The sequence below is a fragment of the Streptosporangiales bacterium genome, assembly GCA_009379825.1.
Classification (GTDB): domain Bacteria; phylum Actinomycetota; class Actinomycetes; order Streptosporangiales; family WHST01; genus WHST01.
Genome location: WHTA01000040.1, coordinates 17,201 through 41,381 on the forward strand (window position 1 = coordinate 17,201; position 24,181 = coordinate 41,381).

At 71.3% G+C, this 24,181-nt stretch carries 24 protein-coding genes; 16 read left to right on the plus strand and 8 right to left on the minus strand.

What is annotated here, in order from left to right:
- Nucleotides 1-4 precede the first annotated feature (4 nt).
- From accB to GEV07_18640, 7 genes are read left to right on the plus strand one after another with little or no spacing between them, the layout of a single operon-like run.
- Nucleotides 5-496: an acetyl-CoA carboxylase biotin carboxyl carrier protein gene (gene accB, locus GEV07_18610; protein MQA04636.1), complete on the plus strand. Its 492-nt coding sequence runs from the start codon at nucleotides 5-7 to the stop codon at nucleotides 494-496.
- Complete coding sequence (locus tag GEV07_18615; protein ID MQA04637.1) at nucleotides 493-1,854, plus strand: acetyl-CoA carboxylase biotin carboxylase subunit; 1,362 nt, start codon at nucleotides 493-495, stop codon at nucleotides 1,852-1,854. Before accB ends, GEV07_18615 begins: the two co-directional genes overlap by 4 nt.
- A complete protein-coding gene (locus GEV07_18620) occupies nucleotides 1,851-3,341 on the plus strand; it encodes a pyruvate carboxylase subunit B (protein ID MQA04638.1) in 1,491 nt (496 codons plus the stop codon). Before GEV07_18615 ends, GEV07_18620 begins: the two co-directional genes overlap by 4 nt.
- The gene (locus GEV07_18625; protein MQA04639.1) at nucleotides 3,328-5,454 is read left to right on the plus strand and encodes a CoA-binding protein; all 2,127 of its coding nucleotides are present in this window, start codon (nucleotides 3,328-3,330) and stop codon (nucleotides 5,452-5,454) included. Before GEV07_18620 ends, GEV07_18625 begins: the two co-directional genes overlap by 14 nt.
- The gene (locus tag GEV07_18630) at nucleotides 5,451-5,828 is read left to right on the plus strand and encodes a hypothetical protein (protein MQA04640.1); all 378 of its coding nucleotides are present in this window, start codon (nucleotides 5,451-5,453) and stop codon (nucleotides 5,826-5,828) included. The genes GEV07_18625 and GEV07_18630 overlap by 4 nt, the downstream gene beginning before the upstream one ends.
- Nucleotides 5,825-6,970 (plus strand): thiolase, encoded by a 1,146-nt coding sequence (locus tag GEV07_18635; GenBank protein MQA04641.1) that lies wholly within the window; start codon nucleotides 5,825-5,827, stop codon nucleotides 6,968-6,970. Before GEV07_18630 ends, GEV07_18635 begins: the two co-directional genes overlap by 4 nt.
- Entirely contained in the window at nucleotides 6,967-7,710 is a 744-nt protein-coding gene (locus tag GEV07_18640; protein ID MQA04642.1) for an SDR family oxidoreductase, read from the plus strand. The genes GEV07_18635 and GEV07_18640 overlap by 4 nt, the downstream gene beginning before the upstream one ends.
- On the opposite strand, the gene GEV07_18645 is transcribed toward GEV07_18640, so the two are convergent.
- Genes GEV07_18645 through GEV07_18680 form a run of 8 tightly spaced genes read right to left on the minus strand, consistent with a single transcriptional unit; the run spans nucleotide 7,677 to nucleotide 15,940 of the window.
- Nucleotides 7,677-8,831 carry an NAD-binding protein gene (locus GEV07_18645; GenBank protein MQA04643.1) on the minus strand — a complete coding sequence of 385 codons (1,155 nt, stop codon included), beginning with the start codon at nucleotides 8,829-8,831 and terminating at the stop codon, nucleotides 7,677-7,679. The genes GEV07_18640 and GEV07_18645 overlap by 34 nt on opposite strands.
- Entirely contained in the window at nucleotides 8,828-10,531 is a 1,704-nt protein-coding gene (locus GEV07_18650) for a thiamine pyrophosphate-binding protein (protein ID MQA04644.1), read from the minus strand. The genes GEV07_18645 and GEV07_18650 overlap by 4 nt, the downstream gene beginning before the upstream one ends.
- The gene (locus GEV07_18655; protein ID MQA04645.1) at nucleotides 10,528-11,820 is read right to left on the minus strand and encodes a 4-hydroxybutyrate CoA-transferase; all 1,293 of its coding nucleotides are present in this window, start codon (nucleotides 11,818-11,820) and stop codon (nucleotides 10,528-10,530) included. The genes GEV07_18650 and GEV07_18655 overlap by 4 nt, the downstream gene beginning before the upstream one ends.
- Nucleotides 11,817-12,992, minus strand: a complete 1,176-nt coding sequence (locus tag GEV07_18660; GenBank protein ID MQA04646.1) for a hypothetical protein — start codon at nucleotides 12,990-12,992, stop codon at nucleotides 11,817-11,819. The genes GEV07_18655 and GEV07_18660 overlap by 4 nt, the downstream gene beginning before the upstream one ends.
- Entirely contained in the window at nucleotides 12,989-13,306 is a 318-nt protein-coding gene (locus tag GEV07_18665) for a D-galactarate dehydratase (protein ID MQA04647.1), read from the minus strand. Before GEV07_18665 ends, GEV07_18660 begins: the two co-directional genes overlap by 4 nt.
- The gene (locus GEV07_18670; protein MQA04648.1) at nucleotides 13,303-14,145 is read right to left on the minus strand and encodes an ABC transporter permease subunit; all 843 of its coding nucleotides are present in this window, start codon (nucleotides 14,143-14,145) and stop codon (nucleotides 13,303-13,305) included. Before GEV07_18670 ends, GEV07_18665 begins: the two co-directional genes overlap by 4 nt.
- On the minus strand, nucleotides 14,142-14,963 hold the full coding sequence (locus GEV07_18675; protein ID MQA04649.1) for an ATP-binding cassette domain-containing protein: 822 nt from the start codon (nucleotides 14,961-14,963) through the stop codon (nucleotides 14,142-14,144). The genes GEV07_18670 and GEV07_18675 overlap by 4 nt, the downstream gene beginning before the upstream one ends.
- Complete coding sequence (locus GEV07_18680; GenBank protein ID MQA04650.1) at nucleotides 14,957-15,940, minus strand: hypothetical protein; 984 nt, start codon at nucleotides 15,938-15,940, stop codon at nucleotides 14,957-14,959. The genes GEV07_18675 and GEV07_18680 overlap by 7 nt, the downstream gene beginning before the upstream one ends.
- A 123-nt stretch (nucleotides 15,941-16,063) precedes the next feature.
- Between GEV07_18680 and GEV07_18685 the strand changes: the two genes are divergently transcribed.
- From GEV07_18685 to GEV07_18725, 9 genes are all read left to right on the plus strand, one after another.
- Nucleotides 16,064-16,945: an NAD-binding protein gene (locus GEV07_18685; protein MQA04651.1), complete on the plus strand. Its 882-nt coding sequence runs from the start codon at nucleotides 16,064-16,066 to the stop codon at nucleotides 16,943-16,945.
- A gap of 5 nt (nucleotides 16,946-16,950) precedes the next feature.
- Entirely contained in the window at nucleotides 16,951-17,730 is a 780-nt protein-coding gene (locus tag GEV07_18690; protein ID MQA04652.1) for an FCD domain-containing protein, read from the plus strand.
- 49 nt (nucleotides 17,731-17,779) lie between these two features.
- The gene (locus GEV07_18695) at nucleotides 17,780-19,357 is read left to right on the plus strand and encodes an acyl-CoA carboxylase (GenBank protein MQA04653.1); all 1,578 of its coding nucleotides are present in this window, start codon (nucleotides 17,780-17,782) and stop codon (nucleotides 19,355-19,357) included.
- Nucleotides 19,358-19,636: 279 nt separating this feature from the next.
- A complete protein-coding gene (locus tag GEV07_18700) occupies nucleotides 19,637-20,188 on the plus strand; it encodes a biotin transporter BioY (protein ID MQA04654.1) in 552 nt (183 codons plus the stop codon).
- A complete protein-coding gene (locus GEV07_18705) occupies nucleotides 20,185-21,354 on the plus strand; it encodes an AMP-binding protein (protein ID MQA04655.1) in 1,170 nt (389 codons plus the stop codon). The genes GEV07_18700 and GEV07_18705 overlap by 4 nt, the downstream gene beginning before the upstream one ends.
- 7 nt (nucleotides 21,355-21,361) lie before the next feature.
- A complete protein-coding gene (locus tag GEV07_18710) occupies nucleotides 21,362-22,498 on the plus strand; it encodes an acetyl-CoA C-acyltransferase (GenBank protein ID MQA04656.1) in 1,137 nt (378 codons plus the stop codon).
- A complete protein-coding gene (locus tag GEV07_18715; GenBank protein MQA04657.1) occupies nucleotides 22,495-23,169 on the plus strand; it encodes an ATP-binding cassette domain-containing protein in 675 nt (224 codons plus the stop codon). The genes GEV07_18710 and GEV07_18715 overlap by 4 nt, the downstream gene beginning before the upstream one ends.
- Entirely contained in the window at nucleotides 23,166-23,771 is a 606-nt protein-coding gene (locus GEV07_18720) for an energy-coupling factor transporter transmembrane protein EcfT (GenBank protein ID MQA04658.1), read from the plus strand. The genes GEV07_18715 and GEV07_18720 overlap by 4 nt, the downstream gene beginning before the upstream one ends.
- Nucleotides 23,772-23,868: 97 nt before the next feature.
- Nucleotides 23,869-24,177 carry a hypothetical protein gene (locus tag GEV07_18725; GenBank protein ID MQA04659.1) on the plus strand — a complete coding sequence of 103 codons (309 nt, stop codon included), beginning with the start codon at nucleotides 23,869-23,871 and terminating at the stop codon, nucleotides 24,175-24,177.
- Nucleotides 24,178-24,181: the final 4 nt, after the last annotated feature.

Here is a 24,181-nt window from a genome sequence, read left to right on the forward strand (position 1 = left end):
CACGATGGACGGTGGGCAGCAGCTCACCCGGGAGGACGTACGAGAAATCCTCGACATCGTCGACCGCTCGCACTTCGGTGAGGTGCGGATCGAGCTCGGCGACCTGCAGGTCTACGTACGAAAGGCCGGCGAGCAGTCGACAGCGGCGCCGGACGACGGTGGCTCGCCCACCGTGCCTGCCGCGCCGCAGCCTCCTGCCACGCCACCCGACGATGCGCAACCGGCGCAACCGGACGTCTCATCCGGCCACCACCTGGTGACCGCACCGATGGTCGGCACCTTCTACCGCTCGCCGGCACCGGGCGAACCACCGTTCGTCGAGGTCGGTGACCAGGTGGGCGCCGACGACGTGGTGTGCCTGATCGAGGTGATGAAGCTCTTCAACTCGATCACACCCGAGGTAGCGGGCACGGTCGTCGACATCCTGGTGCCCGACGGCGCCACGGTGGAGTACGGCCAGCCGATCGTCGCGGTCGCGCCGGCGGAGCGCACGTGACCGGACTCAACAAGGTCTTCGTCGCCAACCGCGGTGAGATCGCAGTACGGGTCATCGACGCCTGCGACCGACTCGGCATCGAGACCGTGCTCGGCGTGTCAGCGGCCGACAGGGACACGCTCGGCGCCCGCCGGGCCGGCCGCGCGTTCTGCATCGGCCCGGCCGCGGCGACCGGCAGCTACCTGAACCCACAGGCGATCGTCGCGGCGGCATTGGGCACCGGTTGCGACGCCGTGCATCCCGGGTACGGGTTCCTGGCCGAGCGGGCAGCGTTCCAGCGCCTCTGCACCGAGCACGGCCTTGTGTTCGTCGGTCCTAGCGCGGACGCGATCGAGGCGATGGGCGACAAGCTGCACAGCCGTGCGCTCGCTGCGGAAGCCGGGGTGCCGGTGCTCACCGGTTCGGTGAGCGTGCGGTCGGCCGCGCACGCCACCGAGCTCGCGGCCGACGTGGGTTATCCGTTCCTGTTCAAGGCAAGCGCGGGTGGCGGCGGCCGCGGCATGCGCGTCGTCGCCGAGCCCGATCAGGTCGCGCGGGCGTACGACAGCGCCACGGCGGAGGCGGAGAAGGCGTTCGGCGACGGCACCGCCTACCTGGAGCGCTACCTCGACCGGGCCAGACACGTGGAGATCCAGGTGCTCGGCGACGGCAGCGGCAAGGCAATCCACCTCGGCGAACGTGAGTGCTCCGTCCAGCGCAGACACCAGAAGCTGGTGGAGGAGGCACCGTCACCGATCGTCGACGCGGCGACGCGGGCGGCGATGGCCGACGCAGCCGTGAACCTCGCCGCCCATGTGCACTACCTCGGTGCCGGGACCGTCGAGTTCGTCGTCGACGAGCGCTCCGGCGAGTTCTTCTTCCTCGAGATGAACACCAGGATCCAGGTCGAGCACCCGGTGACGGAGATGGTCACCGGGGTCGACCTGGTGGCCGAACAGCTCAAGCTCGCCGCAGGCGAGCCGTTGCTGCCGCAGGAAGACGTGACCACCACCGGGCATGCCATCGAGTTCCGGGTGAACGCCGAGGACCCGGCCCGCGGTTTCCTGCCGGCGCCGGGCACACTCGACCGGTGGTCACCGCCCGCCGGCACGGGGATCCGGGTCGACACCCACTGCTACCCGGGCTACACCGTGCCGCCGTACTACGACTCGTTACTGGCGAAGCTCATCGTGCACGGTCCCGACCGTGCGACGGCGATCGACCGTGCGGCAGCCGCGCTCGACGACTTCACCGTCGACGGGGTACGCACCACCCTGCCCTTCCACCAGGCCCTGCTGACGGAGCCGGCGTTCCTCGACGACGGCGTACACACCGGTTGGGTGGACGAGAACGCGGACAAGTGGAGCGCCTTGGTATGAGAGAGATCCGGATCATCGACACCACGCTGCGCGACGGACCGCAGTGCCTGTGGGCGACACGGATAACCACGCCGATGATGCTCCCGATCGCGCAGCGGCTGGACAGTCTCGGCTTGGAGTCGATCGACCTGGCAGGCGCGATCCAGTTCGACGTGTGCGTGCGTTACCTGCGCGAGGACCCGTGGGAACGGGTGCGCCTGATGCGGTCGAAGGTGGTGGACACCCCGCTGCGTGCGCTGGTACGTAGCAAGAACCTGATCAGCTTCGACCTGGTGCCCGATGACATCATCGCGCTGTGGGTCGACCGCTTGTACCACAACGGTTTCCGGGTAATCGGTGCGTTCGACGGCCTCAACGACATGGACAACGTGTTGTTCACCGTCAGCCGGGCGAAGGAGCTCGGCGCGCAGACCTTCGGCGCACTCGCGTTCTCGGAGAGCCCGGTGCACACCGACGACCTCTACGTACAGAAGGCGAAGCTGCTCGTCGACAGCGGCGTGGTCGACACGGTGATGCTGAAGGACGCCGGTGGTCTGCTCACCCCGGACCGGATACGTACGCTCGTGCCGGCGCTGAAAGGCGTGCTCGGTGACATCCCGCTGGAGATCCACAGCCACTGCCTGACCGGCCTCGCGCCGCTGGTCTACCTGGAGGCCGCCCGGCTGGGTGCCGACCAGCTGCACTGCTCGATCTGGCCGCTGGCCAGCGGCGCGGCACAACCGTCCAGCCAGCAGCTGATGCACAACCTGCCGAGCGTGGACTGCTACGCCCCGCTCGACGCGGACGGTATCGCGGAGATCAGCGACCACTTCCTCCGCATCGCGCAGGCCGAGGGCAAACCGGTGGGCCAGCCACTCGACTACGACGCGTTCCACTTCAAACACCAGGTGCCGGGCGGCATGCTCTCCAACCTGAAGTTCCAGCTCGAGCAGGCCGGCATCCCCGAACGCTTCGACGAGGTGCTCGAGGAGTGCGCGGTGGTGCGTGAAGAGCTCGGCTGGCCGATCATGATCACGCCGTTCGCGCAACTCGTCGGCACGCAGGCGGTGTTCAACGTCGTACACGGCAAGCGCTACCACGTGGTACCTGATGAGGTGAAGAAGTACGCGCTCGGCCACTACGGCGACCTGCCGGCTCCCGTGTATCCCGACGTGCTCGACCGGATCGTCGCCCGTGGCTCGTCGCGGATCCCAACCAAACCACCACCACTCGAACCGGCCGTCGAGCGGCTGCGCACGCAGTATCCGGGCGTCAGCGACGAGCACCGGTTGCTGTACTTCATGTTCGCCGGCTCCCAGGTCGACGACATGCGCGCGGCCGGCCCGATGGCCACGCAGTGGCGGCCGCCGCGGCACCCGGTCGTGGAGCTGGTCGACGAGCTCGCCAATCGTCCGCAGGTGGAGTACGTCAAGGTCAGCAAGGGCGATCTCCGGTTCGAGGCACGGGCAACGACGACTCCGGGAGAGGTCGCCGATGCGTCCAGCTGACGACCTGAGCAGACTGCTGAACCCGCGTGCCGTCGCCGTCGTCGGGGCGTCGGAGAACCCCGCGCGCATCGGCGGCCAACCGGTGCGCGCGTTGAAAGAGTTCGGTTTCGCCGGTGAGGTGCACCCGGTGAACCCGCGGTACGAGACGCTGCAGGGGTTGCAGTGCTACCCGAACGTCACGGCGGTGCCGCTGCCGTGCGACGTCGCACTCGTCGCACTGCCCGCACCGCTGGTACCCGGCGTCATCACCGAGTGTGGCAAGGCGGAGATCCCGTTCGCCATCGTGCTGAGCGCGGGCTTCGAGGAGGTCGGCGAGGACGGCGAGCAGCTGCAGGCCGATCTGGACGAGGCGATCCGCACCAGCGGTGTGCGCGTCGTCGGGCCGAACTGCCAGGGCATCCTCAGCCCGCGGCACCAGGTCTACGCCGGCTTCGGCGCGATCTTCACCGAACCCGGCCTGTCGAGCGGGCCGATCGCGATGGTCACCCAGAGCGGCGGCTTCGGCTACGCCGTCATGGGGCTGGCCGAGCGCGCCGGCATCGGCTTCGACTACGTCGTCTCCACCGGCAACGAGACCGACGTCGACGCGCTGGACGTGCTGGCGGACCTGCTCGAGCGCGACGAGGTCGAGGTGCTCGCGGTCTACCTGGAGGGCGTGCGCGACGGCCGCCGGCTCGCCGAGCTCGGCGACCGCGCGCTGGAGCTCGGCAAGCCGATCGTCGTCTGGAAGGTCGGCAACTCGGCGCCGGGCAGGCAGGCGGCCGCGTCGCACACGGCGAATCTCACGGCGGCACCGGAGATGTACCGCGCGGTGTTCACCGAAGGCGGCTTCGTCGAGGTGCGTGACGTGGACGACCTGGTCGACGTGGCGCGAGCGGTGCTGCAGCGCAAGCGGGCCCGCGGGCCGCACACTGCCGTGCTCTCCATCTCAGGCGGCGCTGGTGTGCTGCTCGCGGACCGCTGTGAGGAGGCGGGGCTGCAGCTGGCCGCGCTCTCCGCGGAGACCACGGAAGCGCTGCGGGCCACGCTGCCGGCGTTCAGCTCGCTGCGCAACCCGGTCGACCTCACCGCGCAGATCTTCAACCAGCCGGACTGCCTGCACTCGGTGCTGACAGCCGTGCTCGCCGACCCCGGCGTGGACCAGGTGATCCTGTACAACGCGTCGATCCAGGGTGCGCTCGCCGACCAGCTGGCCGCCGAGGTCGTCGCTTCCGTCGACGGCAGCGACAAGCCGCTGTTCCTCGGCTGGAGCGCTCCGCCGGAGCACATCGCGGCGGCTCTCGCCGTGCTCCACGACCATCGGGTGCCGTGGTACCCGACGCCCGGCAGGGCCGCATACGCGGCCGGCAAGCTGCTCGAGTTCACAGCGAAGGCCCAGCGCGGCGTACGCCGGTTGCCCGACGGCCGCCCGACGCCGCAGCCGGTCGACATCCGTCCCGGTGAGCGGGTGCTCGGCGAGCACCGCACGAAGCAGGCGCTCGCCGACTACGGTGTGCCGGTGGTACGCGAGGCGCTACTCACACCCGCTGACATCGAGGCACTCACCGAGCCGCCGTTGCCGTTCCCGCTCGCGGTGAAGGTGGAGTCGCCCGACCTGCCGCACAAGTCGGAGGCGGGTGCCGTACGGCTCGGCATCCGCGACCTCGACGAGCTCAAGGTGGCCGCACGCACCGTCGTCGACAACGCGAGAGCGTACGCGCCGGAGGCACATGTCGACGGTGTGCTCGTGCAGGAGACCGCCACCGGCACCGAGCTGTTCGTCGGTGTGGTGGACGACGCGTTCTTCGGTCCCACCGTCGCCGTCGGCCTGGGCGGCGTACTCGTCGAGGTGATGGGCGACGTCACGCACCGGATGGCGCCGTTCGGTCCCGAGACCGCACGCGACATGCTCGCGGAGCTGCGCGGCGCGGCGGTGCTGCGCGGCGCGCGCGGCAAGCCGGCGGCAGACCTGGACGTGCTCTCCGACGTGCTGGCGAGGATCTCCTGGTTCGCGGCCGACCACACCGGCGACTTCACCGAGCTCGACGTCAACCCGCTCTTCGTCGACGGCGACCGGGTCGTCGCCGCCGACGCGCTGCTCGTGCTGCCTGATGGGGAGAGGAGTACCCGGTGACCGACACCGCGCCGTACGAGACGTTCCGTGAGTATTGTCGCCGGGGCAAGCTCGGCCACCAGGAGACGACGGACGGCACGCCCGTCTTCTTTCCGCGCGTGCTCGCGCCGGGCAGCGGGGACACCGAGCTGCGCTGGCGGGAGGCCAGCGGGCACGGCACCGTGTACTCGACGACGACGGCGCGCCCGCGCGGCGGTGAGCCGTACAACATCGCGCTGGTCGACCTGGACGAGGGTTTCCGGATGATGAGCAAGGTCGTCGACGTGGAGCCGGACGCCGTAGCGATCGGCATGCGGGTGACGATGCGGATGGAGTCACTGGACGTCGACGGTGAGCCGTGGCCGGTGTTCGCGCCGACGGAGGCCGCCACATGACCCGGGGCAGCGTGGCGATCGTCGGCGCGGCGGAGTCCGACCTCGGTGAAGTAGCGCAGGGCACCACCCCGGCAGACCTGATGGCACAGGCGACCCATCGCGCGCTGGCGGACGCCGGCCTCACGCTCGGCGACGTCGACGCGCTGTTCGCCTCGTCGACCCAGTTGTCGATGGCGACGCTGAACCTCGGCGAGTACCTGGGCGTGCAACCGCGGTACACCGACTCCACGCAGATCGGCGGATCGTCGTTCGTCGCCCACCTACAGCACGCGCAGGCCGCCATCGAGACCGGCCGCGCCGAGGTCGCGCTGATCGCGCACGGGAGTACCCAGCGGTCGCAGGGCAGATCTGCGGCCGCACCGCAGGAGCTCAGCCCGTACGAGGCGCCATATCGTCCGATGCTGCCGGTCACCGCGTACGCGCTGGCAGCAGCGAGACACATGCACGACTACGGCACGACCAGGGAGCAGCTGGCCGAGGTCGCCGTCGCCGCGAGGGCGTGGGCCGCACTCAACCCCGTTGCCTGGCAACGGAAACCGCTCACCGTCGACGACGTACTCGACGCACCGCAGGTGTGCTCGCCGCTTGGCATCAGGGACTGCTGCCTGGTCACCGACGGTGGGGGTGCGGTGGTGCTGACGAGCGCGGCTCGGGCACGCGACCTCGCGCGGCCGCCTGTCTATCTGCTCGGTGCCGGCGAGGCACACACCCACAGGCACATCTCGAGCATGCCGTCGCTGACCGAGACGGCTGCCGTGCAGTCAGGTGCGGCCGCGTTCGCGCAAGCCGGCCTGCGACCGGCGGACGTCGACGTGGTGGAGCTCTACGACGCGTTCACCATCACCCCTGTCCTGTTCCTGGAAGACCTTGGTTTCTGCGCCAACGGCGAGGGCGGCGCGTTCGTCTCCGGTGGCAGGATCGCGCCCGGTGGCGAGTTCCCGCTCAACACCAACGGTGGCGGGCTCTCGTACTGCCATCCGGGCATGTACGGCCTACTGCTCATCGTCGAGGCGGTGCGGCAGCTGCGCGGCGACAGCGGGGACCGCCAGGTCGCCGACTGTGATGTCGCGCTCGTCCACGGCAACGGGGGCGTGCTGTCCAGCCAGTGCACGGCACTGCTCGGCGCGGAGGCGACCAGGTGACCGCAGCATCCATCGCCGTGGTCACCGGCGCCGCCCGCGGCATCGGCCGCGCGGTCACCAGGCGGTTGGTCGCCGCGGGCTCGCGTGTCGTCGCCGTCGACCTCGACGCGAGAGGACTCGACCAGCTCGCGCAGCAGCTGCCCGCCGAGTCGGTGCGGGTCGTCCCGGCGGACGTCTCGACCGCCGAGGGCGTCGCGAGCTACGTCGATGCCGCGGTGGACGAGTTCGGCGGCATCGACGTGTTCCACAACAACGCCGGCATCGAGGGCACCGTGGCGACCCTGGATGAGTCCGACGTCGACGCGTTCGATCGGGTGATGCGGGTCAACGTCCGCGGCGTGTATCTCGGTCTGCATGCTGTTCTGCAGGTGATGCGGGCGCGGGGACGGGGCGCGGTGGTCAACACCGCGTCGGTAGCCGGCCTGCGTGGCCGGGTCGGGCTCGGTCCGTACGTCGCGTCCAAGCACGCGGTGCTCGGTCTCACGCGAACCGCCGCCCTCGAGGCCGCCGAGTACGGGGTGCGGGTGAACGCGGTGTGTCCCGGCCCGGTCCGTACGGAGATGATCGAGCGGATCGACGCGTCCGCACTGCGTGCCGGCGAGGGCGTAGGCACGTCGACACTGTGCCGCTACGGCACCGCCGACGAGGTCGCCGCGGTGGTCTGCTGGCTGCTCGGCGACGAGTCGGCGTTCGTGACCGGCGGTGCCTACCCGGTCGACGGCGGCCGCACCGCCGTCTGACCACACCTGAGTGTGGATGCGACGTGTTGGCTGGTGCCGCTGCTTGCGGCGATCATCGCCAGGGCTACTTCTGGGGGTATGCCGTACGCCTCGATGGCGGCGACTACGTCGTCGAGGGCGGTGCGGTTCACCTGGGACAGGTCGGCGTCGGCCTTGGCCAGGTAGGTGGGGTCGGTGTGTGCCTCGTCGGGGTCGGGAGGGCCGGCGGCCGCCTGTGCTGCGCGTGCGGCCTCGGCAGCCGGGGCGCCGGCGCGCATGGCCAGCTGGAAGGGCACCAGGCGCATGTTGTCGGCCGGGGCGAGGCCGGCCGCGCACGCCTGGTCGTACACGGCGAGCGCGTTCGACGCGGCCGGTGCGGGTACGCCGAGCTCGCTGCCGAGCTCCAGCGACAGCGCCAGGTCCTTGCGCATCAGGCCGGTGGTGAACTTCGAGTCGTACGTGCCGGTGAGCACGAACTTCGGGAAGTGGTTCGAGGTGAGGTACGTGCGCGCCTGCCCGTCGTCGAACGCCGCGACCGCTGCGGCGACCGACATCCCGTCATTGCGCGCCCGCCACAGCGTCTCCGTTAGCGCCACCTGGTGCGCGGCCATCAGCTGCATGTTCCACAGCTTCACCGCGTGCCCGGTACCGATGTCGCCGACGCGGGCGATGTCCGTCGCGAACGTACGCAGCAACGGCAGCACGGCCCGGTAGGTCTCCTCCGAGCCACCGACCATCGCCGACAGCGTGCCCTGCTCGGCGGCCGGCACACCGCGGCTGACCGGCACGTCCAGCAGGTACCCACCGCGCTCGGCCAGCGCGTCGGCGACGGCAGCCGTGACACTGGGCAGCGACGTCGTGGTGTCGATCAGCACCATCCCAGGGCGGGCGGCGGCGACCATGCCGTCCGCGCCCAGGCAGACCTCACGTACGGCGTGGTGGTCGGTGACACAGGTGACCACGACGTGGCACCGCTCGGCCAGCTCGGCGATCGTGTCCACCACGCTTATGTCGTCGGTCGCGAGGCTGGCGAGCGCGGTCGCGTCGATGTCATACGCCCATACGTCGTAGCCACCTCCGCGCAGCCGCCTGGCCAACCGGGAACCGAGCTCGCCGACCCCGATGACACCCACCGTGGTCATCGCCCCGAACCCCCTGCGCGGTGCGCGAACGAGTCCCGCCTGAAGCTGTACAACGCGTCCGGGTCGACCGCGATGTCGACGACACAGCAACGGTCGCCGGCAACCGCCTCCTTCAGTACGTCGTCCAGGTCGGCGGCGTTCGAGACCGCAAGCCCGCGCGCACCGTACAGCTCGGCGAGCTTGTCGAACGGCGGGTTGTGCAGGTCCGCGCCGAGGTACCGGCCACCGAAGAAGTCGCGCTGGTACGCCTTCTCCGCGCCCCACACGCCGTTGTTCAGTACGAGCACCGTCGTCGCGATGCCTTCTGCCACGGCGGTCGACAACTCCGACGTGGTCATGCCGAAACCACCGTCGCCCATCAGGCTGACCACCGGCCGGCCTGGCGCTGCAAGCTTGGCCCCGAGCCCGGCGGCGAACGAGAACCCGACCAGGCCGAAGTCCAACGGGGTAAGCAGGGCAGGTGGCGTGTGGTACGGCAGGACGTCGGTCGCCTGCAGGCACAGCGTGCCTGCGTCCAGCGTGACGATGGCGTCGCGCGGCAGCACGCGGCGCAGGGCGCCGAACACCTGCGCCGGCTGCAGCGGGTTGCGGTCGGTCATCGCCGCCGCGTCGCGTTCCTGGAGCAGCGCCGCCCGGTCGGCCTGGAACTGCGTGGTCCACGCCTGCACGGCAGCGCTCGGCCGGTGTGCGCCGAGTGCCTCGGTCAGCTGCCCGGCGACGGCCGCTGCGTCACCGACGATGCCGACCTCGAACGGGAACTCCCTACCCATCGCCGTGGGCTCCAGCTCCACGTGCACGATCGCCGCGTCCGGGTTGATGTGCTCGGTCGAGAAGAACGTGGAGTTGAACCCGAGCCTGGTACCGAGCGCGACGATCACGTCCGCCTCGCGCATCAACCGGGACGCCACGACGTTGCCGCGCGGCCCCACCTGCCCGGCCGCCAGCGGGTGGTCCGTCGGCACCGCGTCGCCGTGCCCGGCCGCCGCCGCGATCGGGCAGCCGAGCGTCTCCGCCAGCTGCAGCGCCTCGGCGTACCTGCCGCCCCACTTGATACCGGCGCCGGCGACGGCCAACGGCCGCTGTGCGTTGGCCAACAGCTCGGCCGCTGCCGGCATGCAGGCCGGGTCGCCGTACGGGCGGGCGGCGGGCCGGTAGCTCGCGGGATCGGGCAGTGCCGGACGGTCCATCGGCGCGGCGAGGACGTCACGGGGCAGGTTGACGTGCACCGGCCCGGTACGCGGCGCGAGCGCAGTGCGGAAGGCCGCGTGCATCGTGCGGGCGAGGTTCTCCGGCAGGCCGACGGAGAACGTGCGCTTGGTGACCGGCGTCAGCAGTGCCTGCTGGTCGAGCTCCTGGAAGCTCTCCCTGTCCACCTGCGGACGCGCGACGGCGCCGCCGAGGGTGAGCACCGGCGAGTACGCGCGGTACGCCTGCGCCAACCCGGTCACCAGGTTGGTCACCCCGGGGCCGTTCTGGCCGGCGATCATGACGCCGGGCCGACCGGTCGTGCGCGCGTACGCGTCGGCCATGTGCGTGCCGGTACGTTCGTCGCGCACCCCGACGAACCTGATGTCCGCAGCGCCGTGCAGGGCGTCGAACAGCTCCATCGTCGCCGACCCGATCAACCCGAACACGACGTCGACGCCCTCCCTGCGCAACGTCTCAACGACCACCTCGCCACCGGTCAGCTGTTCGCTCATGACACTCCCACCTGTCGGTCCAACGACTTCCGCAGCAGCTCGCGGTGATCCGGGTGCGCGACGGCGATCAACGCCTCCGCGCGCTCGCGCATCGACCGGCCGCGCAGGTTCGCCACGCCGAACTCGGTGACGACGTATCCGGCCAGCGCCCGAGGTACGGTCACGGCCGCCGCGGTGGAGAGGGTCGGCACGATCCGCGACGCGTCGCCGGCCGTGGCCGGCAGCGCGCACACGTACCGTCCACCGGGTGACAGCTGCGCGCCGATCGCGAAGTCGAGATGCCCGCCGGCGCCGCTGTACACCTGCCCGCCGCGGGTCTCGGCGTTCACCTGCCCGGTGAGGTCGACCTCGATCGCCGAGTTGACGGCAACTAGGTGCGGGATGCCAGCGAGCCGGCCCGGGTGGTTGGTGCGGTCAACGGGCAGCACCTGCACCCTGGTCTCCCCGTGCAGCGCTTCGTAGAGGGCTGGCGATCCGGTGACGAACGTCGCGGTGATCGCCGGCATCTCCTCGCTGCCGCGCAACGTGCCGTCGCGCAACAGGTCGAGCGCCGCGTCGCCGAACGTCTCGGTCCACAACCGCAACCCGGTTCGCCCGGACAGCTCGCCGAGGATCGCGTTGCCGAGCTTGCCGATGCCGATCTGCAGCACGTCGCCGTCGCCGATCAGGCCGGCCACGTTGCGCGCGATGGCCGTGACCACCTGCCCCGCGGCCGGCACCTCCTCGCGGTACAGCGGCTCGTCGACCGGCACCACGTAGTCGAGGGCGCTCGTGTGGATCCGCGTTCCCCTGGTCACGGGCATCCGCTCGTTCACCTGCGCCACCACGAGCCTGGCCTTCGTGCACGCCGCCGACAGGTACGCACTGCAGGTACCGAGGCTGTGCCAGCCCGCCGCGTCCGGCGGGGTGACGTGCACGAGCACCACGTCGCACGGCAGCACGCCGTCGCGGAACAGCGCCGGGGTGTCGCCGTAGCAGTTGGGGACGTAGTCGGCTGCGCCCGCATTGATCGCGGCGCGCGTCGACCGCGACGCCATCAGCCCGACGTGCCGTACGTGGCGCGCACCGAAGTACGGCAGCGCCTCCTCGACCCTGTTGTGCATGACGAAGAACGGGTGCTGCGCCTCGGCGACGAGCGCCTGCACCAGCAGCCGCGGCCAGCCACCGCCGTGGCCGGCGACCACGGTCTCGCCGCGGTGGACGAGGCCGGCTACGGCGGTCGCGTCGACGGTGCGCGGGCGGCGCCGTAAACCGTCGGCGCGCTGGACATCCACTACGCCGGCCGTCATATGCTCATGCCGACCCGGTTGATGGCGAAGCCGGTCTCCTCCCGGAGCAGCTCACACAACGTCGCCCGGCCGGACGCCACCGCGAGGATCTCGCGGTAGATCCGCTCGCCCGCTTCGTCGACGGACATCCGCCCCTCGACGATGCCGGAGACATCGAGGTCGACGGTGTCGCTCATCAGCGCGTAGCTCTCCGCGTTGCCGGTGACCTTGATGGTCGGCATCAACGGGTGTGCGATGACGTGGCCGCCGCCGGTGGTGAACACCAACAGCTGTGCGCCGCCGGCACAGATCCCCGTGACCGACTCGCCGCCATGCCCCGGCGTGCACATCAGGTAGACGCCCGGCTCGCCGGTGGGACGCTCGGCGTAGTCGACCACGCCGGTGATCGGCCCGCGCCCGGCCTTCAACGCGCCACCGAGCGACTTCTCCTCGATCGTGGTGAGCCCGCCGACGATGTTGTCGCCCGTGGGCTGGGAGCCACGGATGTCCTCACCGGACGCGAGGATGCGTTGCTCCATGTTCGCAATCGCGGCGACGATCTCGTCGGCGACCACCGGGCTCGCCGCCTGGCCGCACAGCACCTCCTCGGCACCCATCAGCTCCGGCAGCTCCGCCAGCACAGAACGCCCACCGCCGGCCACCAGCCGGTCGCTCGCCCGGCCGAGCGCGGTGTTGGCCGTCGGCCCGCTGGTGGTGTCCGACGTACCGCAGTTGAGGCCGAGCAGCAGCCGGGCGGCGGGCACCGGTTCGCGATGCAGGTCGGAGATCTCCCGCGCCATCGACAGTGCGGCGCGAGTACCGTCGGCGGTGGCGGCGATCGTGCCGCCGGACGCGCGGATGTTCACCACCTCCACGCGTTTGCCGGTGCCGGCGAGCTCGTGCGCGATCTCCTCGGCGCTGCACCCCTCTTCCTTGAAGTGGTCGACGACGAGCACCGCGCCGGCGTTGGCATTCGCGCCGTGGCCGACGAGGGTGCGGAAGGTGTGGCGCAGGTCCGGCTTCACCTGGGCACGGCCGAGCGGGTGCACCAGCGGCACCACACCGCGCATGGTCCGCGCGATGCGTTCGCATACGGCGTTCGCGTAGAGCGTGGTCGACAGCACGAGCACGTGGTTGCGCACCCCGACCTGCCCGTCCGGGCGCGGATAGCCGTGAAAGATGTCGTCGCTCACCGTGTTCCCCCGTCCGTACCTGCCAGGTCGCCGCGGCCGCGCTCGGACTCCACGTTGTGCACGTGGACGTGCTCGCCGACGGCGATCGGTCGGCTCGCCACGCCGATGGCGTGGCCGTACTTGATCACCCGCTCGCCGGTGGCCATCGCCCGCAACGCGACCTTGTGGCCACGCGCGATCTCGGCGCGGCTGACCAGGTCGCGTTCCTCGTCGCGCACGCGCACGGTCAACTGCTCGCCGCGGGTGAGCGGATCGCCGAAGACAGTGGCCACGGTGTCGTCGGGATGGGCGACGTAGAGCCGCAACGCGGTCATTCCTGGCCTGCCTCGACCATTCCCCACCGCGCGATGGTGCGACGTTCGAGCACACGGAACAGCGCGTCGGTGACCAGACCGATGATGATGATCGCGACGAGTGCGCTCATCACGCTCGCCGTGGCCAGCTCGAACCGGCTCTGGTTGATCCACCAGCCGAGCCCGCCACCACCGCCAGTCGTGCCGAACACCAGCTCCGCGGCCACCACGGTGCGCCAGCCGAACGCCCAGCCGACCTTCATGCCGGTGATGAAGTGCGGCAGCCCGCTCGGCAGAAGGATGTCGACCACCAGGCGCAGCTTCGACAGGCCGAGGTTGCGACCGACCATCAGGATGGTGCGTGGCGTCGTCGTCAACCCCATGAGGAACGCGACGGACATCGGCCACAACGCCGCGTTGGTGACGACGAACAGCAGGCTCCTGGTGGACAGCCCGAACCAGATGATGGCGAGCGGCAGCAACGCGATCGCAGGCAACGGGTTCAACATCGCACTGAGCACCTCGAGCAGGTCCCGCCCCACCCTGACGGTGACCGCGATGCCGCTGAGCGTCGCCGCGAGGAGTACCGCGATCACCTGGGCGAGCAACAGCACCTGCAACGTGCCCCACGCGTACGAGAAGAGCTGGCCGTTCGCCAGGTGCCTGCCGAACGCGACTGCCACCTCGCTGGCCTTCGGCACCAGCCGCGGGTTGACGTCGAACACCCGGGTGTAGAGCTCCCACAGCAGGATCAGGGCAACGACGATGGCCGCCTTGCGCGCAACCGTCAGCCGACCGGCCCGCCTCGGACCTGCCCGGCGGACCCGCGCCTGACCGGAACGGACGAGTGTGGCCGTCATCCGCCCGCTCCCTTCACCGCCATCGACGCGTCTTCCGCATCGGTGGTGTCGACGAGCAACGCCTTCACCCGGCCGACGAACTCCAACACCGCGGGGTCGTCGGAATCCGTTCCCTCGTGCGGGTTGTCGAGCAACGCACGCAACCGGCCCGGCCCCGGCGTGAGCACGAGGATCCGGTGGCCGAGTAGCACGGCCTCCTGGATGTCATGGGTGACGAACAGGATGGTGGTGCCGAGGTTGCGCCAGATGTTGTTGAGCTCCTGCTGCATCCTCGTCCGCGTCTGCGCGTCGAGCGCGCCGAACGGCTCGTCCATCAACAGGATCGACGGGTCGCACGCCAGCGAGCGCGCGATCGCGGCGCGTTGCTTCTGACCACCGGACAGCTGGTGCGGGAACGCGTCGATCCGGTCGGTGAGCCCCACCATGGCGATGTACTCCTCGACGCGGTCCGCGACATCCGCGCGGCTACGTCCCGACGTCCGCCGCAGTGCGTACGTCAGGTTGCCGCGCACTGTGCGCCACGGCAGCAGCTGGTCGAACTCCTGGAAGACCACCAGCCGGTCCGGGCCTGGCGCGGTCACCTCGGCCCCGTCGAGGGTCACGGTGCCCGACTTCGGGGGCAGGAAGCCGGCGGCCGCCTTGAGCAACGTCGACTTGCCGCATCCGGAAGGGCCGATGATGACGAACTTCTCCCCCGAACCCACCGAGCACGAGACGTCGTCGATGGCGACGTGTCCACCCTGCGACGCCTTCTCCTGTTGCCCGTAGGCCAGCGTCACGTGGTCGAACTCGAGCAGTGGGCGGCGCTGGGTCACCAGTCGCTCCCTTCGACCTTCGCCGAGGGGAAGAACAACTCTTCAGCCGTCACCTTCTTCTTGATGAAGCCGAGGTCGTACATGGCGTCGGCCATCGGCTTGATGTTCTTGATGTCCGGGGTGAAGGTCACCGTCGGCTCATCGAGCTGCTCACGGAAGTCCTTGGCCGGCGTCTCCCCACCGGACTCCTCGGCGAGCAGCTTGGCCGTCTCCGCCTTGTGCGAGCCGATCCACTCGGTGGCCTCGTTGACCGCAGCGACCAGGCCCTTGAAGTTCTCCGGGTTCTCCTTCGCCCACTTGGTCGTGGCGTACACCGTCATGAAGGTGTGCCGACCCCACAGCTGGTAGCTGTCGACGAGCTTGTTGCCGCCCTCCGCCACCTCCTGGTACTGGAACGGCGCCGACGTCACGTGCGCCGAGATCTGGTCCGCGGTGAACGCCTGGCGCGCGTCCGGGTGCGGCATCGGCACCAGGTTGTCGTCGAGGCGCTTGGGCGCGATGCCCTCGCGCTTCAGCGCCTCCCGCAGCACGACGTGCTGGCTGGAGTTGATGCCGGGCAGCGCGATCTTGTCCTTCGCGCCGAACTCGGACAGCTTCTTCGGCCCGTCCTTCGTCGACACCGCCCACATCGGCATCTCCACCAGCCCGGTGGCGATCTTGATGTTCACGCCCTTGGTCAGGCCGTCGACGACCGGGCCGGCGCCACCTGAGCCGACGTCCAGCTGCTCACCGAGCATCGCGTCGCGCAGCGAGGTACCGGCGCCGAGCTCCTTCCAGGTGAGCTTCACTCCCGGCAGATGTTTCTTCAGCAGCTCCGGTTTGTGTTCGAGCACCACGAGCGGCGCGTAGCCGATGCCGAACTGTTTGCCGATGCGGATCTCGTCCTTGCCGCCGCCACCGCCCGCTGAGCCTCCCCCGCAGCCCGCCAGCGTCAGTAGAGCTGCCACGACAAGCGCCACGCTGCGCTTCATCCCGCTCATCGGTCGTCCTTCCGGATCGGGAGAGTGCCAACCTGCTATACGGTAAGCTGGTTCACTGTATACAGGAACCAGTGAGCGTCTGACAACGGTTCGACTACCCCACGACGTAGTCGGCGGAGCGAGGTGAAACGGGTGCGGACAGGCATCATCGGGCTCGGCCGGATGGGCGGCGCGGTGGCCGACCGACTGCTCGACCAGGGCGTCGACCTGGTCGTTCACGACGTCGCTGCCGCCGCCGTGGACCGGCTCACCGACAGGGGCGCGGCCGCGGCCACAGGCCCGGCGGACGTGACGCAGCGCAGCGACGTCGTCCTGCTGGTGCTCCCGGACTCGGACGCGGTGGAGGCCGCGGTCGAGGGGCCGGGCGGCCTGCTCAGCGGCGAGGTCGCCGGCCGGCTGGTCGTCGACCTCTCCTCGTCCCGGCCGGAGAGCACCCGCAGGCTGCACGGCGAACTGAGCCGGCACCGGGCCGCGCTCGTCGACGCTCCGGTGTCCCGCGGCGTGCCCGCCGCGCGAACCGGCCAGCTGTCCATCTTCGTCGGCGGCGAACCTGCTGCGGTCGACCGGGCGCTCCCCGTGCTCCGCGAACTGGGCACCGACATCGTGCCGATGGGCGGGCCGGGCACCGGGCACGCGGCGAAGGCGCTGAACAACCTGCTCAACGCGACCACCGTGCTGTCCGCGTGCGAGGTGCTCGCGGCCGCGCGCCGTACCGGCCTGGACGTCGACGCGTTCGTACAGGCCGTCAACGTGAGCTCGGGGCGCAGCTACGCCACCGAGGTGAAGTGGCCGCGGCACATCGTGCCGGGCAGCTACGACTCCGGGTTCTCCACCGCGCTCATGGCCAAGGACGTCGCGATCGCCGTGGAGCTGCTGCGGGGCAGCGGGACCGCGACTGCGGTCAGTGCGGTGGTCGACCAGACCTGGCGTGCGGCACTCGGCCGGCTGGGCGCGGCGCGGGACCACACCCAGGTGATGGAGCTCGTCGAAAGAGGTACCTGGTGAGTCCGATGACCGCCGTCGTCGACCGCCGCGGAAGACCTGTCGGCACTCGACAAGGGGGTAGCGCGATGGGCAGTGAGCCCGCGCACGATACTGAACAGGTGGAGCGCACGGAGGACGCGCCGGTCAGGTTCGCCGCACCGGCACAACTGCTCGACCGCAAGAACGCCGCGGACTACATCGCCGAGGTGCTCCGTGACGCGATCTGCACCGGCGGCCTGCAGGACGGCACGGTGCTGAACCAGGTCGACCTGGCCAACCAGTTCGGCGTCTCCAGGATCCCCATGCGCGAGGCGTTGCGCCTCCTGCAGAGCGAGGGTTTGGTCGAGTTCCGGCCGCGGCAGCAGGCCGTCGTCGCCACGCTCACCCCGTCGGCGCTCAGCGAGATCTACGAGATCCGCGAGCTGTTCGAGTGCCACCTGCTCGGCCTCGCCTTCGAGCACATCGACGACACGACGCTCACGCAGCTGCACGAGCTGGCCGACCGGATGGAAGCCACCGACGACGAACGCACCTGGCTGCCGTTGACGAGGGAGTTCCACCGCGTCCTGCTGCAGCCGGCGGACCGTCCGGTGATCCTCGAGGGCGTCAACCGCTACCGCAGGCTCGGTGAGCGGTACCTGTTCTTCGCCAGCGACCAACGCAAGCAGCGCAGGGACGAAGCCAACCGGGAGCACCGCGCGATCATCGCCGCGCTCGAACAGCAGGACCTCGAGACCTGCCTGCGCGCTATGCGCAGTCACATCCGCGTCGCGTCGACGCACGCGAAGCAGTCGCTGGCCCGGTAACGCATCTCGCCGTCGACAGTGGACGGCACCCCCGTGAGGAGTGATCTGCATGACGCAGACGACCAACTCTGCGCCACCACTGCTCGACCTCGTCGAGGAGGTGAACGCGCAGAAGGCGGCGGTGCTCGACGCGGCACGGCCGGACGCGGTGGCGGCACAGCGCGGCCGCGGCCGGTGGACGGCGAGGGAACGCGTCGACGCGCTCCTCGACCCCGGCTCGTTCGCCGAGATCGGGCAGCTGGCGGCACCTACAGGCACCGGCGAGCTGATGCGCGACGTGGACGCACCGGCCGACGGCGTGGTCGTCGGCCGCGGCCTGGTTGACGGCCGGCCGGTCGTCGTGGTCTCGTACGACTTCACCGTGCTCGGCGGGTCGATGGGCCACGTCAACGACGAGAAGTTCTCCCGCGCCAGGCACGTCGCGCTGCGCAACGGCGTACCGCTGATCATCTTCGCCGAGGGCGCGGGCGCGAGGATCAACGAGCGGATGGGCTCGACCACCATCCGCGGCCACGAGCGGTTCTCCGACCTCAGCCTGCTCTCCGGCTGGGTACCCATCGTCTGCGGCGTTCCCGGCCCGGCGTTCGCCGGCCACGCCAACCTCGTTGCGCTGAGCGACTTCTGCGTGATGACCAAGGGCTCCGCGCTCGGCCTCGCCGGCCCGCGCCTGGTCGAGGCCGCCACCGGCGAGCGGGCCACCGCCGAGGAGATGGGCGGCAGCACGCTGCACGCGACCGAGCTGGGCTCCGTCGAGCTCGAGGTGCCGGACGAGGCCGCGCTCGTGGACGCGATCAAGACGTACCTCGGCTACCTGCCCACGAACGCCGGCCAGTCGCCGCCACGACACAGCTACTCCCCTACGGAGTCCGAGCGGCTGCCGGACAAGGTGCTCCGGCTGGTGCCGGACAACCCGAACACCGCGTACGACATGCGCCGGCTGGTGCGCTTGGTCCTCGACCCGGGCAGCGGTTTCGAGCTCAAGCCGACGCACGCGCGCAACGTCGTCACCACGTTCGGCCGGCTCGGCGGCCACCCGGTCGGCGTGATCGCGAACAACCCGATGTTCCTCGCCGGCGCCCTCGACACCCCGGCCAGCGACAAGATGGCCCGCTTCATCAACGTCTGCGACGCGTACGGGCTGCCGCTGATCTTCCTCGCCGACGTCCCCGGCTACCTCGTCGGCACCGCGGCCGAGCGCACGAACATCGCCAGGCACAGCATGCGGCCGCTGTGGGAGCTCGGCCAGTCCACCGTGCCCGTCCTCACCATCGTGATCCGCAAGGCGTACGGCCTCGCGTACCACACCATGGGCGGCGCCGAGTTCCACCCGGAGCTGATGGCCTGCTGGCCCACGGCGGCGGTCAGCCCGATGGGCGCCGACGGCGCCACCAACGTCATCTACGGCCACCACGACCAGACCGCCACCGCCCAGCGGGCGGAGGTGCTCGACCAGTTCAGGGACCTGGAACACCCGATCCACGCCGCCAGGCACGCGAAGATCGACGACATCATCGACCCGCGCGACACCCGCAGCGCGCTGCTGGCCACCCTGCAGCACCTCGCCCTGGCGGACCACCACACCGGTCACTGGCACCCACCGAAGAAGCGCGGCATCACCCCCGTCTGACCACCCGACCACCACACCGGACTCCAACACCACCGGCACCCACCGAAGAAGCGCGGCATCACCCCCGTCTGACCACCCGACGGTCGGTCGGCAAGGAGGGGCGCTACCAAAATGGGGGCGCAGAGTTGGCGGTACCGCTGGATCCGGGCCGTGGGGCGGATCGGCGAGGATGGCGGGGGCCGGACGGCCTCATGACTCGACGTAGGGTGGGAGGAGCGTACTGTGAGCGACCGTGCGACGCGCGGCTTCCGGCCGGCTCGGGACCTCGCGCTGATCGCGATGTTCGCGGGCATCATGGCCGCCCTCGGTGCGGTGCCGGCATGGGCGCCGTTCGGGCTCGCGGTGCCGATCACGGCACAGTCGATCGGGCCGATGCTGGCCGGCTCGCTCATCGGCGCCAGGCGCGGCTTCGCCGCGATGGCGCTGTTCCTCGTCCTGGTGGCCGCGGGCCTGCCGCTGCTCGCCGGCGGGCGCGGCGGGATCGGCGTCTTCGCCGGGCCGAGCATCGGCTACCTGATCGCTTTCCCGCTGTCCGCGCTGGTGATCGGGTTGATCGTGGAACGCGAGCTGCCCAGGTTTCGGCTACCGGTGGCGCTGGCGGCGAACCTGCTCGGCGGCATCGGGGTCTCGTACCTGCTCGGCATCCCCGGGCTCATCGTGCGTGCCGGCCTGCCGCCGGACGCCGCGCTGCTCAGCGGCCTCGCGTTCCTCCCCGGCGACCTGCTGAAGGTCGTCCTTGCGACGGCCGTCGCCAGCGGTGTGCACGCCGCGTACCCACGGTTCGCCGACGAGGCCAGAACGCGCCGCGAGCAGCACTCGAGCAGGCAGTGACCCACCTCGACCTGGAGACGCTCGAACGGGCGGTTCGGACGTACGGCGAGGTGCCGCCAGGCACCGTGGTCGGCATCGACCCCACCGACGCCACCGACACGCTCACCCGACTGTACGCCGTCCGCCGCAGCGGTGGCGTACCACTGGTCGGCGCGGCCGACGGCCTGACCCGGCCGCCGCCGGACGCCGGCTTCGCCGTGCTCACCTCGGGCAGCACCGGCCGGCCGCGCGCCGTGGTGCGCAGCTGGGCGTCGTGGCAGTGCAGCTTCGCGCCGTTCTCCGCGGTCACCGGCATCGGCGCGGGCGACGTGGTCGCGGTGCCGGGGCCGCTGTCGGCATCGCTGTTCCTGTTCGCCGCCGTGCACGCCCTGGAGTCCGGCGCCCGGGCAGTGCTCACCTCGCGGTGGCAACCGGCGGCGGGGATCGCGGCCATCGCGGACGCGACCGCCGTACACCTCACCCCGACGATGCTCACCACGGTTCTCGACCGCGCACCAACCGCGCTCGCCGACACCTCGGTCGTCTGCGCCGGCGCCCGCCTCACCGAGCCGCTCGCCGAACGGGCGGCGGCCGCGGGCGCCAGGCTGACGCACTACTACGGGGCGGCGGAGCTCTCGTTCGTCGCGACCGGCGGCCACGAGCACGACCTGCGACCGTTCCCCGGCGTGGCCGTCGAGGTGCGGGCGGGCGAGATCTGGGGGCGCAGCGACTACCTCGCCGCCGGCTATCTCGGCGCTACCGGCCCGCTGCGCACCGACGCGGACGGCTGGGCAACCGTCGGTGACCTCGGCCGTCGGCACCCCGACGGCCGGCTGCACGTCACCGGGCGCGGCGACCAGCTGGTGGTCAGCGGCGGCGCCAGCGTGCCAGTCGAGGACGTCGAGACCGCGCTGCAGACCGTGCTGCCCGGCCGCGAGGTCGTGGTGCTCGGCCTGCCGCACCCGCAGCTCGGCGAGGTGGTGACGGCGGTCGTCGTCGACGACCGCGAGTTGCCGGCCCGCGACGAGCTGCGGCGTCGGCTGGCCGACCTGCTCGAACCCGCGTACCGGCCGCGGCGCTGGCTGGCCGTCGCGGAGCTGCCGCGTACGCACGCGGGCAAGCCGGCCCGCGGCCGGCTCCGTACCGACCTGGCCACCGGCGACCTGGTGGGCCGCCCGTTACCGTGACAGCACGATGACCGACCTGCCCGTACTCGTCGCCGCCCGCCGTACGCCGATCGGCACGGCGGGGCGCAGCCTGCGCACGGCCACGGTCGCCGACCTGGCCGCGCCGGTGCTGCGTGCGGTGCTCGACGACGCCGGGCTCGCGCCCGGCGAGGTCGACGAGGTGGTGCTCGGCAACTGCCTGGGCCCAGGCGGCAACCCCGCGCGGTACGCGGCCCTTGCCGCGGGTCTGCCCGACACCGTGCCGGGCCTCACCGTCGACCGGCAGTGCGCGAGCGGGCTGGCGGCCGTCACCGTCGGCAGCGCACTGGTCGCCGCCGGCCACGCCGGCCGGGTGGTGGCCGGCGGCGCGGAGAGCGCCAGCACGGCGCCGTGGCGGTTCTGGCCGCCGACGGACGGCTCGGCCGAGCCCGTGCGGTACGAGCGCGCACCGTTCGCGCCGGCCGAACGCGGCGACCCGGACATGGGGCTCGCCGCCGACCTGCTGGCCGAGTCGGCCGGCGTCGACCGGGCACGGCAGGACGCCTACGCGGCCCGCAGCCATCGGCTCGCCGTAGCCGGCTGCCGGCACGGCGCGTTCGACCGGGAGCTGGTGCCCGTCCACGGGGTGACGGCGGACGAGCGCCCGCGGCCCGGCCTCACCGAGCAGCGGCTGGCCAAGCTACGACCCACGTTCCGCACCGACGGCACGGTCACCGCGGGCAACTCCTGCGGGGTCAACGACGGTGCGGCGCTCGTCGCCGTGCTGCCCGAGGCGGAGGCACGCGACCGCGAGCTGCCGTACCTGCGGGTGCTCGGCACCGCCACCGCGGGTGTCGACCCGCGCCAGCCGGGGCTCGGCCTAGTGCCCGCCGTGCAGCGGGTGCTGAAGGCGACCGAGCTGACGCTGGCCGACGTCGACGTCGTCGAGCTGAACGAGGCGTTCGCCGGCCAGCTGCTCGCCTGCTGCGACGCGCTCGACCTGGACCCGCAGCGGGTGTGCAGGGAAGGCGGCGCGTTGGCGCTCGGCCACCCGTGGGGTGCGTCAGGCGCGGTGCTCGTGGTGCGGCTGTTCAGCCAGCTGCTCGCGGCCGGCGGGCACGTCGGGCTGGCGGCGATCGCTGCCGGCGGCGGGCAGGGCGTCGCCATGGTGGTGCAGCGGCCATGATCGAGGTCGAGGGTGTCACCCACACGTACGGCGACTTCACCGCGCTGCGCGACGTCTCCGTCGCGCTCGACGAACGCCGCGTCGGGCTGATCGGCGCTAACGGGTCGGGCAAGTCGACGTTCGCCCGGCTGCTCAACGGGCTCGTCGTCCCCAGCCGCGGTCGGGTACGCGTGGACGGCCTGGACACCGCACGCGACGGCCGCAAGGTGCGGCGCCGGGTGGGCTTCTGCTTCACCGACCCGGACGCCCAGATCGTGATGCCCACCGTCGCCGAGGACGTGGCGTTCAGCCTGCGCAGGTCCGGGCTGCCGCGCGCGGAGATCGACGCGAAGGTGGCGAAGACGCTGGCGACGTTCGGCCTCACCGACTACGCCGACCACCCGGCACACCAGCTGTCCGGCGGGCAGAAGCAGCTGCTCGCCCTGTCGTCGGTGCTCGTGCTCGACCCGGCGCTGCTGGTCTGTGACGAGCCGACCACGCTGCTCGACCTGCGCAACACCCGCCAGGTCGTGGAGATCCTGCACGACCTGCCGCAGCACGTCGTGCTCGTCACGCACGACCTCGCGACGCTCACCGGCTTCGACCGGGTGCTGGTGTTCGACGGCGGGCGCATCGTCTGCGACGCGCCACCGGCTGAGGCGGTGGCGCGGTACGAGGAGATGATGCAGTGAGCGCGGCACTGGGCCAGTACGTCGCGGGGCGCTCGGTGCTGCACCGGGCGCCGGCCGCGGTCAAGCTGCTCACCCTGGTCGCGCTCGGCGTCGGCACGCTGTGGCTGGACCGGTGGTGGCACGTCGCGGCAGCGCTGGCCGTCGTGCTGCTCGGCTACCCGGTGGCACGGGTACGCGTCCGCACGATGCTCGCCCAGGTGCGCCCGCTGCTGTGGATCCTGCTCGCCATCGGGGTGTTCCAGTTCGTCGCCGCCGGCTGGGAACGCGCAGTGGTCGTCACCGGGCAGCTGGTCGTGCTCGTCCTCGCCGCCGGCCTGGTCACCGTCACCACGAGGACCACCGCGCTCCTCGACGTCACGGTGGCGGCCACCAGGCCGCTGCGCCGGTTCGGCGTCGACCCGGAGCGCGTCGGCCTGCTGCTCGCGCTCGGCGTACGGGCCGTGCCCACGGTCGCCTCGCTGGCCGCCGAGGTGCGCGACGCGCAGCGCGCCCGTGGGCTGACCTTCAGCCCGCGCGCGTTCGCCGTACCGCTGCTGGTGCGCTCGCTGCGCCGCGCCGACGACCTCGGCGAGGCACTAGCCGCCCGCGGCGTCGACGACTGAGCGTTGGCCGGTAGCGGCCGCGCAGAGCACGCCACGGGTGCGGGTGACGTTGTTATGCTCTGGCCGTCTGCGTCCTGGACACCAGGAGGGAGCAACGGTGGTCTCTCTCTACCGGCACCGCGCCTCCGCGCGGGCGAACGAGCCACCCGAGGCGCGGTTGTGGCGCGGGGTCGCGCTGTTCAGCAAGGCGGGGATCGCCGTGGGAGCGGTCACGCTGATGACCGGCCTGTCCGATCCGGTGAAGTCCACCGGCCTGATCCTCGCCGGCTTCGTCAGCAACGCCCTGTCGAACGAGATGGCTCGGGTCGAGCGGACCCGCGGGCGGTCACCCGCTGCACGGCGTCGCCCACAGAGCCACCGGCGACGCGACACCCCCGGTCACTACCGGCAGCCGCGCTCGCGCTGAGTGC

Coding starts and splice junctions, on each gene's coding strand:
- GEV07_18710 (MQA04656.1), top strand. CDS start 21,362: ATGACCGACCTGCCCGTACTCGTCGCCGCCCGCCGTACGCCGATCGGC.
- GEV07_18680 (MQA04650.1), bottom strand. CDS start 15,940: ATGAGCGGGATGAAGCGCAGCGTGGCGCTTGTCGTGGCAGCTCTACTG.
- GEV07_18670 (MQA04648.1), bottom strand. CDS start 14,145: ATGACGGCCACACTCGTCCGTTCCGGTCAGGCGCGGGTCCGCCGGGCA.
- accB (MQA04636.1), top strand. CDS start 5: ATGGACGGTGGGCAGCAGCTCACCCGGGAGGACGTACGAGAAATCCTC.
- GEV07_18620 (MQA04638.1), top strand. CDS start 1,851: ATGAGAGAGATCCGGATCATCGACACCACGCTGCGCGACGGACCGCAG.
- GEV07_18655 (MQA04645.1), bottom strand. CDS start 11,820: ATGACGGCCGGCGTAGTGGATGTCCAGCGCGCCGACGGTTTACGGCGC.
- GEV07_18690 (MQA04652.1), top strand. CDS start 16,951: ATGACCGCCGTCGTCGACCGCCGCGGAAGACCTGTCGGCACTCGACAA.
- GEV07_18645 (MQA04643.1), bottom strand. CDS start 8,831: ATGACCACGGTGGGTGTCATCGGGGTCGGCGAGCTCGGTTCCCGGTTG.
- GEV07_18695 (MQA04653.1), top strand. CDS start 17,780: ATGACGCAGACGACCAACTCTGCGCCACCACTGCTCGACCTCGTCGAG.
- GEV07_18635 (MQA04641.1), top strand. CDS start 5,825: ATGACCCGGGGCAGCGTGGCGATCGTCGGCGCGGCGGAGTCCGACCTC.
- GEV07_18665 (MQA04647.1), bottom strand. CDS start 13,306: ATGACCGCGTTGCGGCTCTACGTCGCCCATCCCGACGACACCGTGGCC.
- GEV07_18625 (MQA04639.1), top strand. CDS start 3,328: ATGCGTCCAGCTGACGACCTGAGCAGACTGCTGAACCCGCGTGCCGTC.
- GEV07_18650 (MQA04644.1), bottom strand. CDS start 10,531: ATGAGCGAACAGCTGACCGGTGGCGAGGTGGTCGTTGAGACGTTGCGC.
- GEV07_18700 (MQA04654.1), top strand. CDS start 19,637: ATGTTCGCGGGCATCATGGCCGCCCTCGGTGCGGTGCCGGCATGGGCG.
- GEV07_18715 (MQA04657.1), top strand. CDS start 22,495: ATGATCGAGGTCGAGGGTGTCACCCACACGTACGGCGACTTCACCGCG.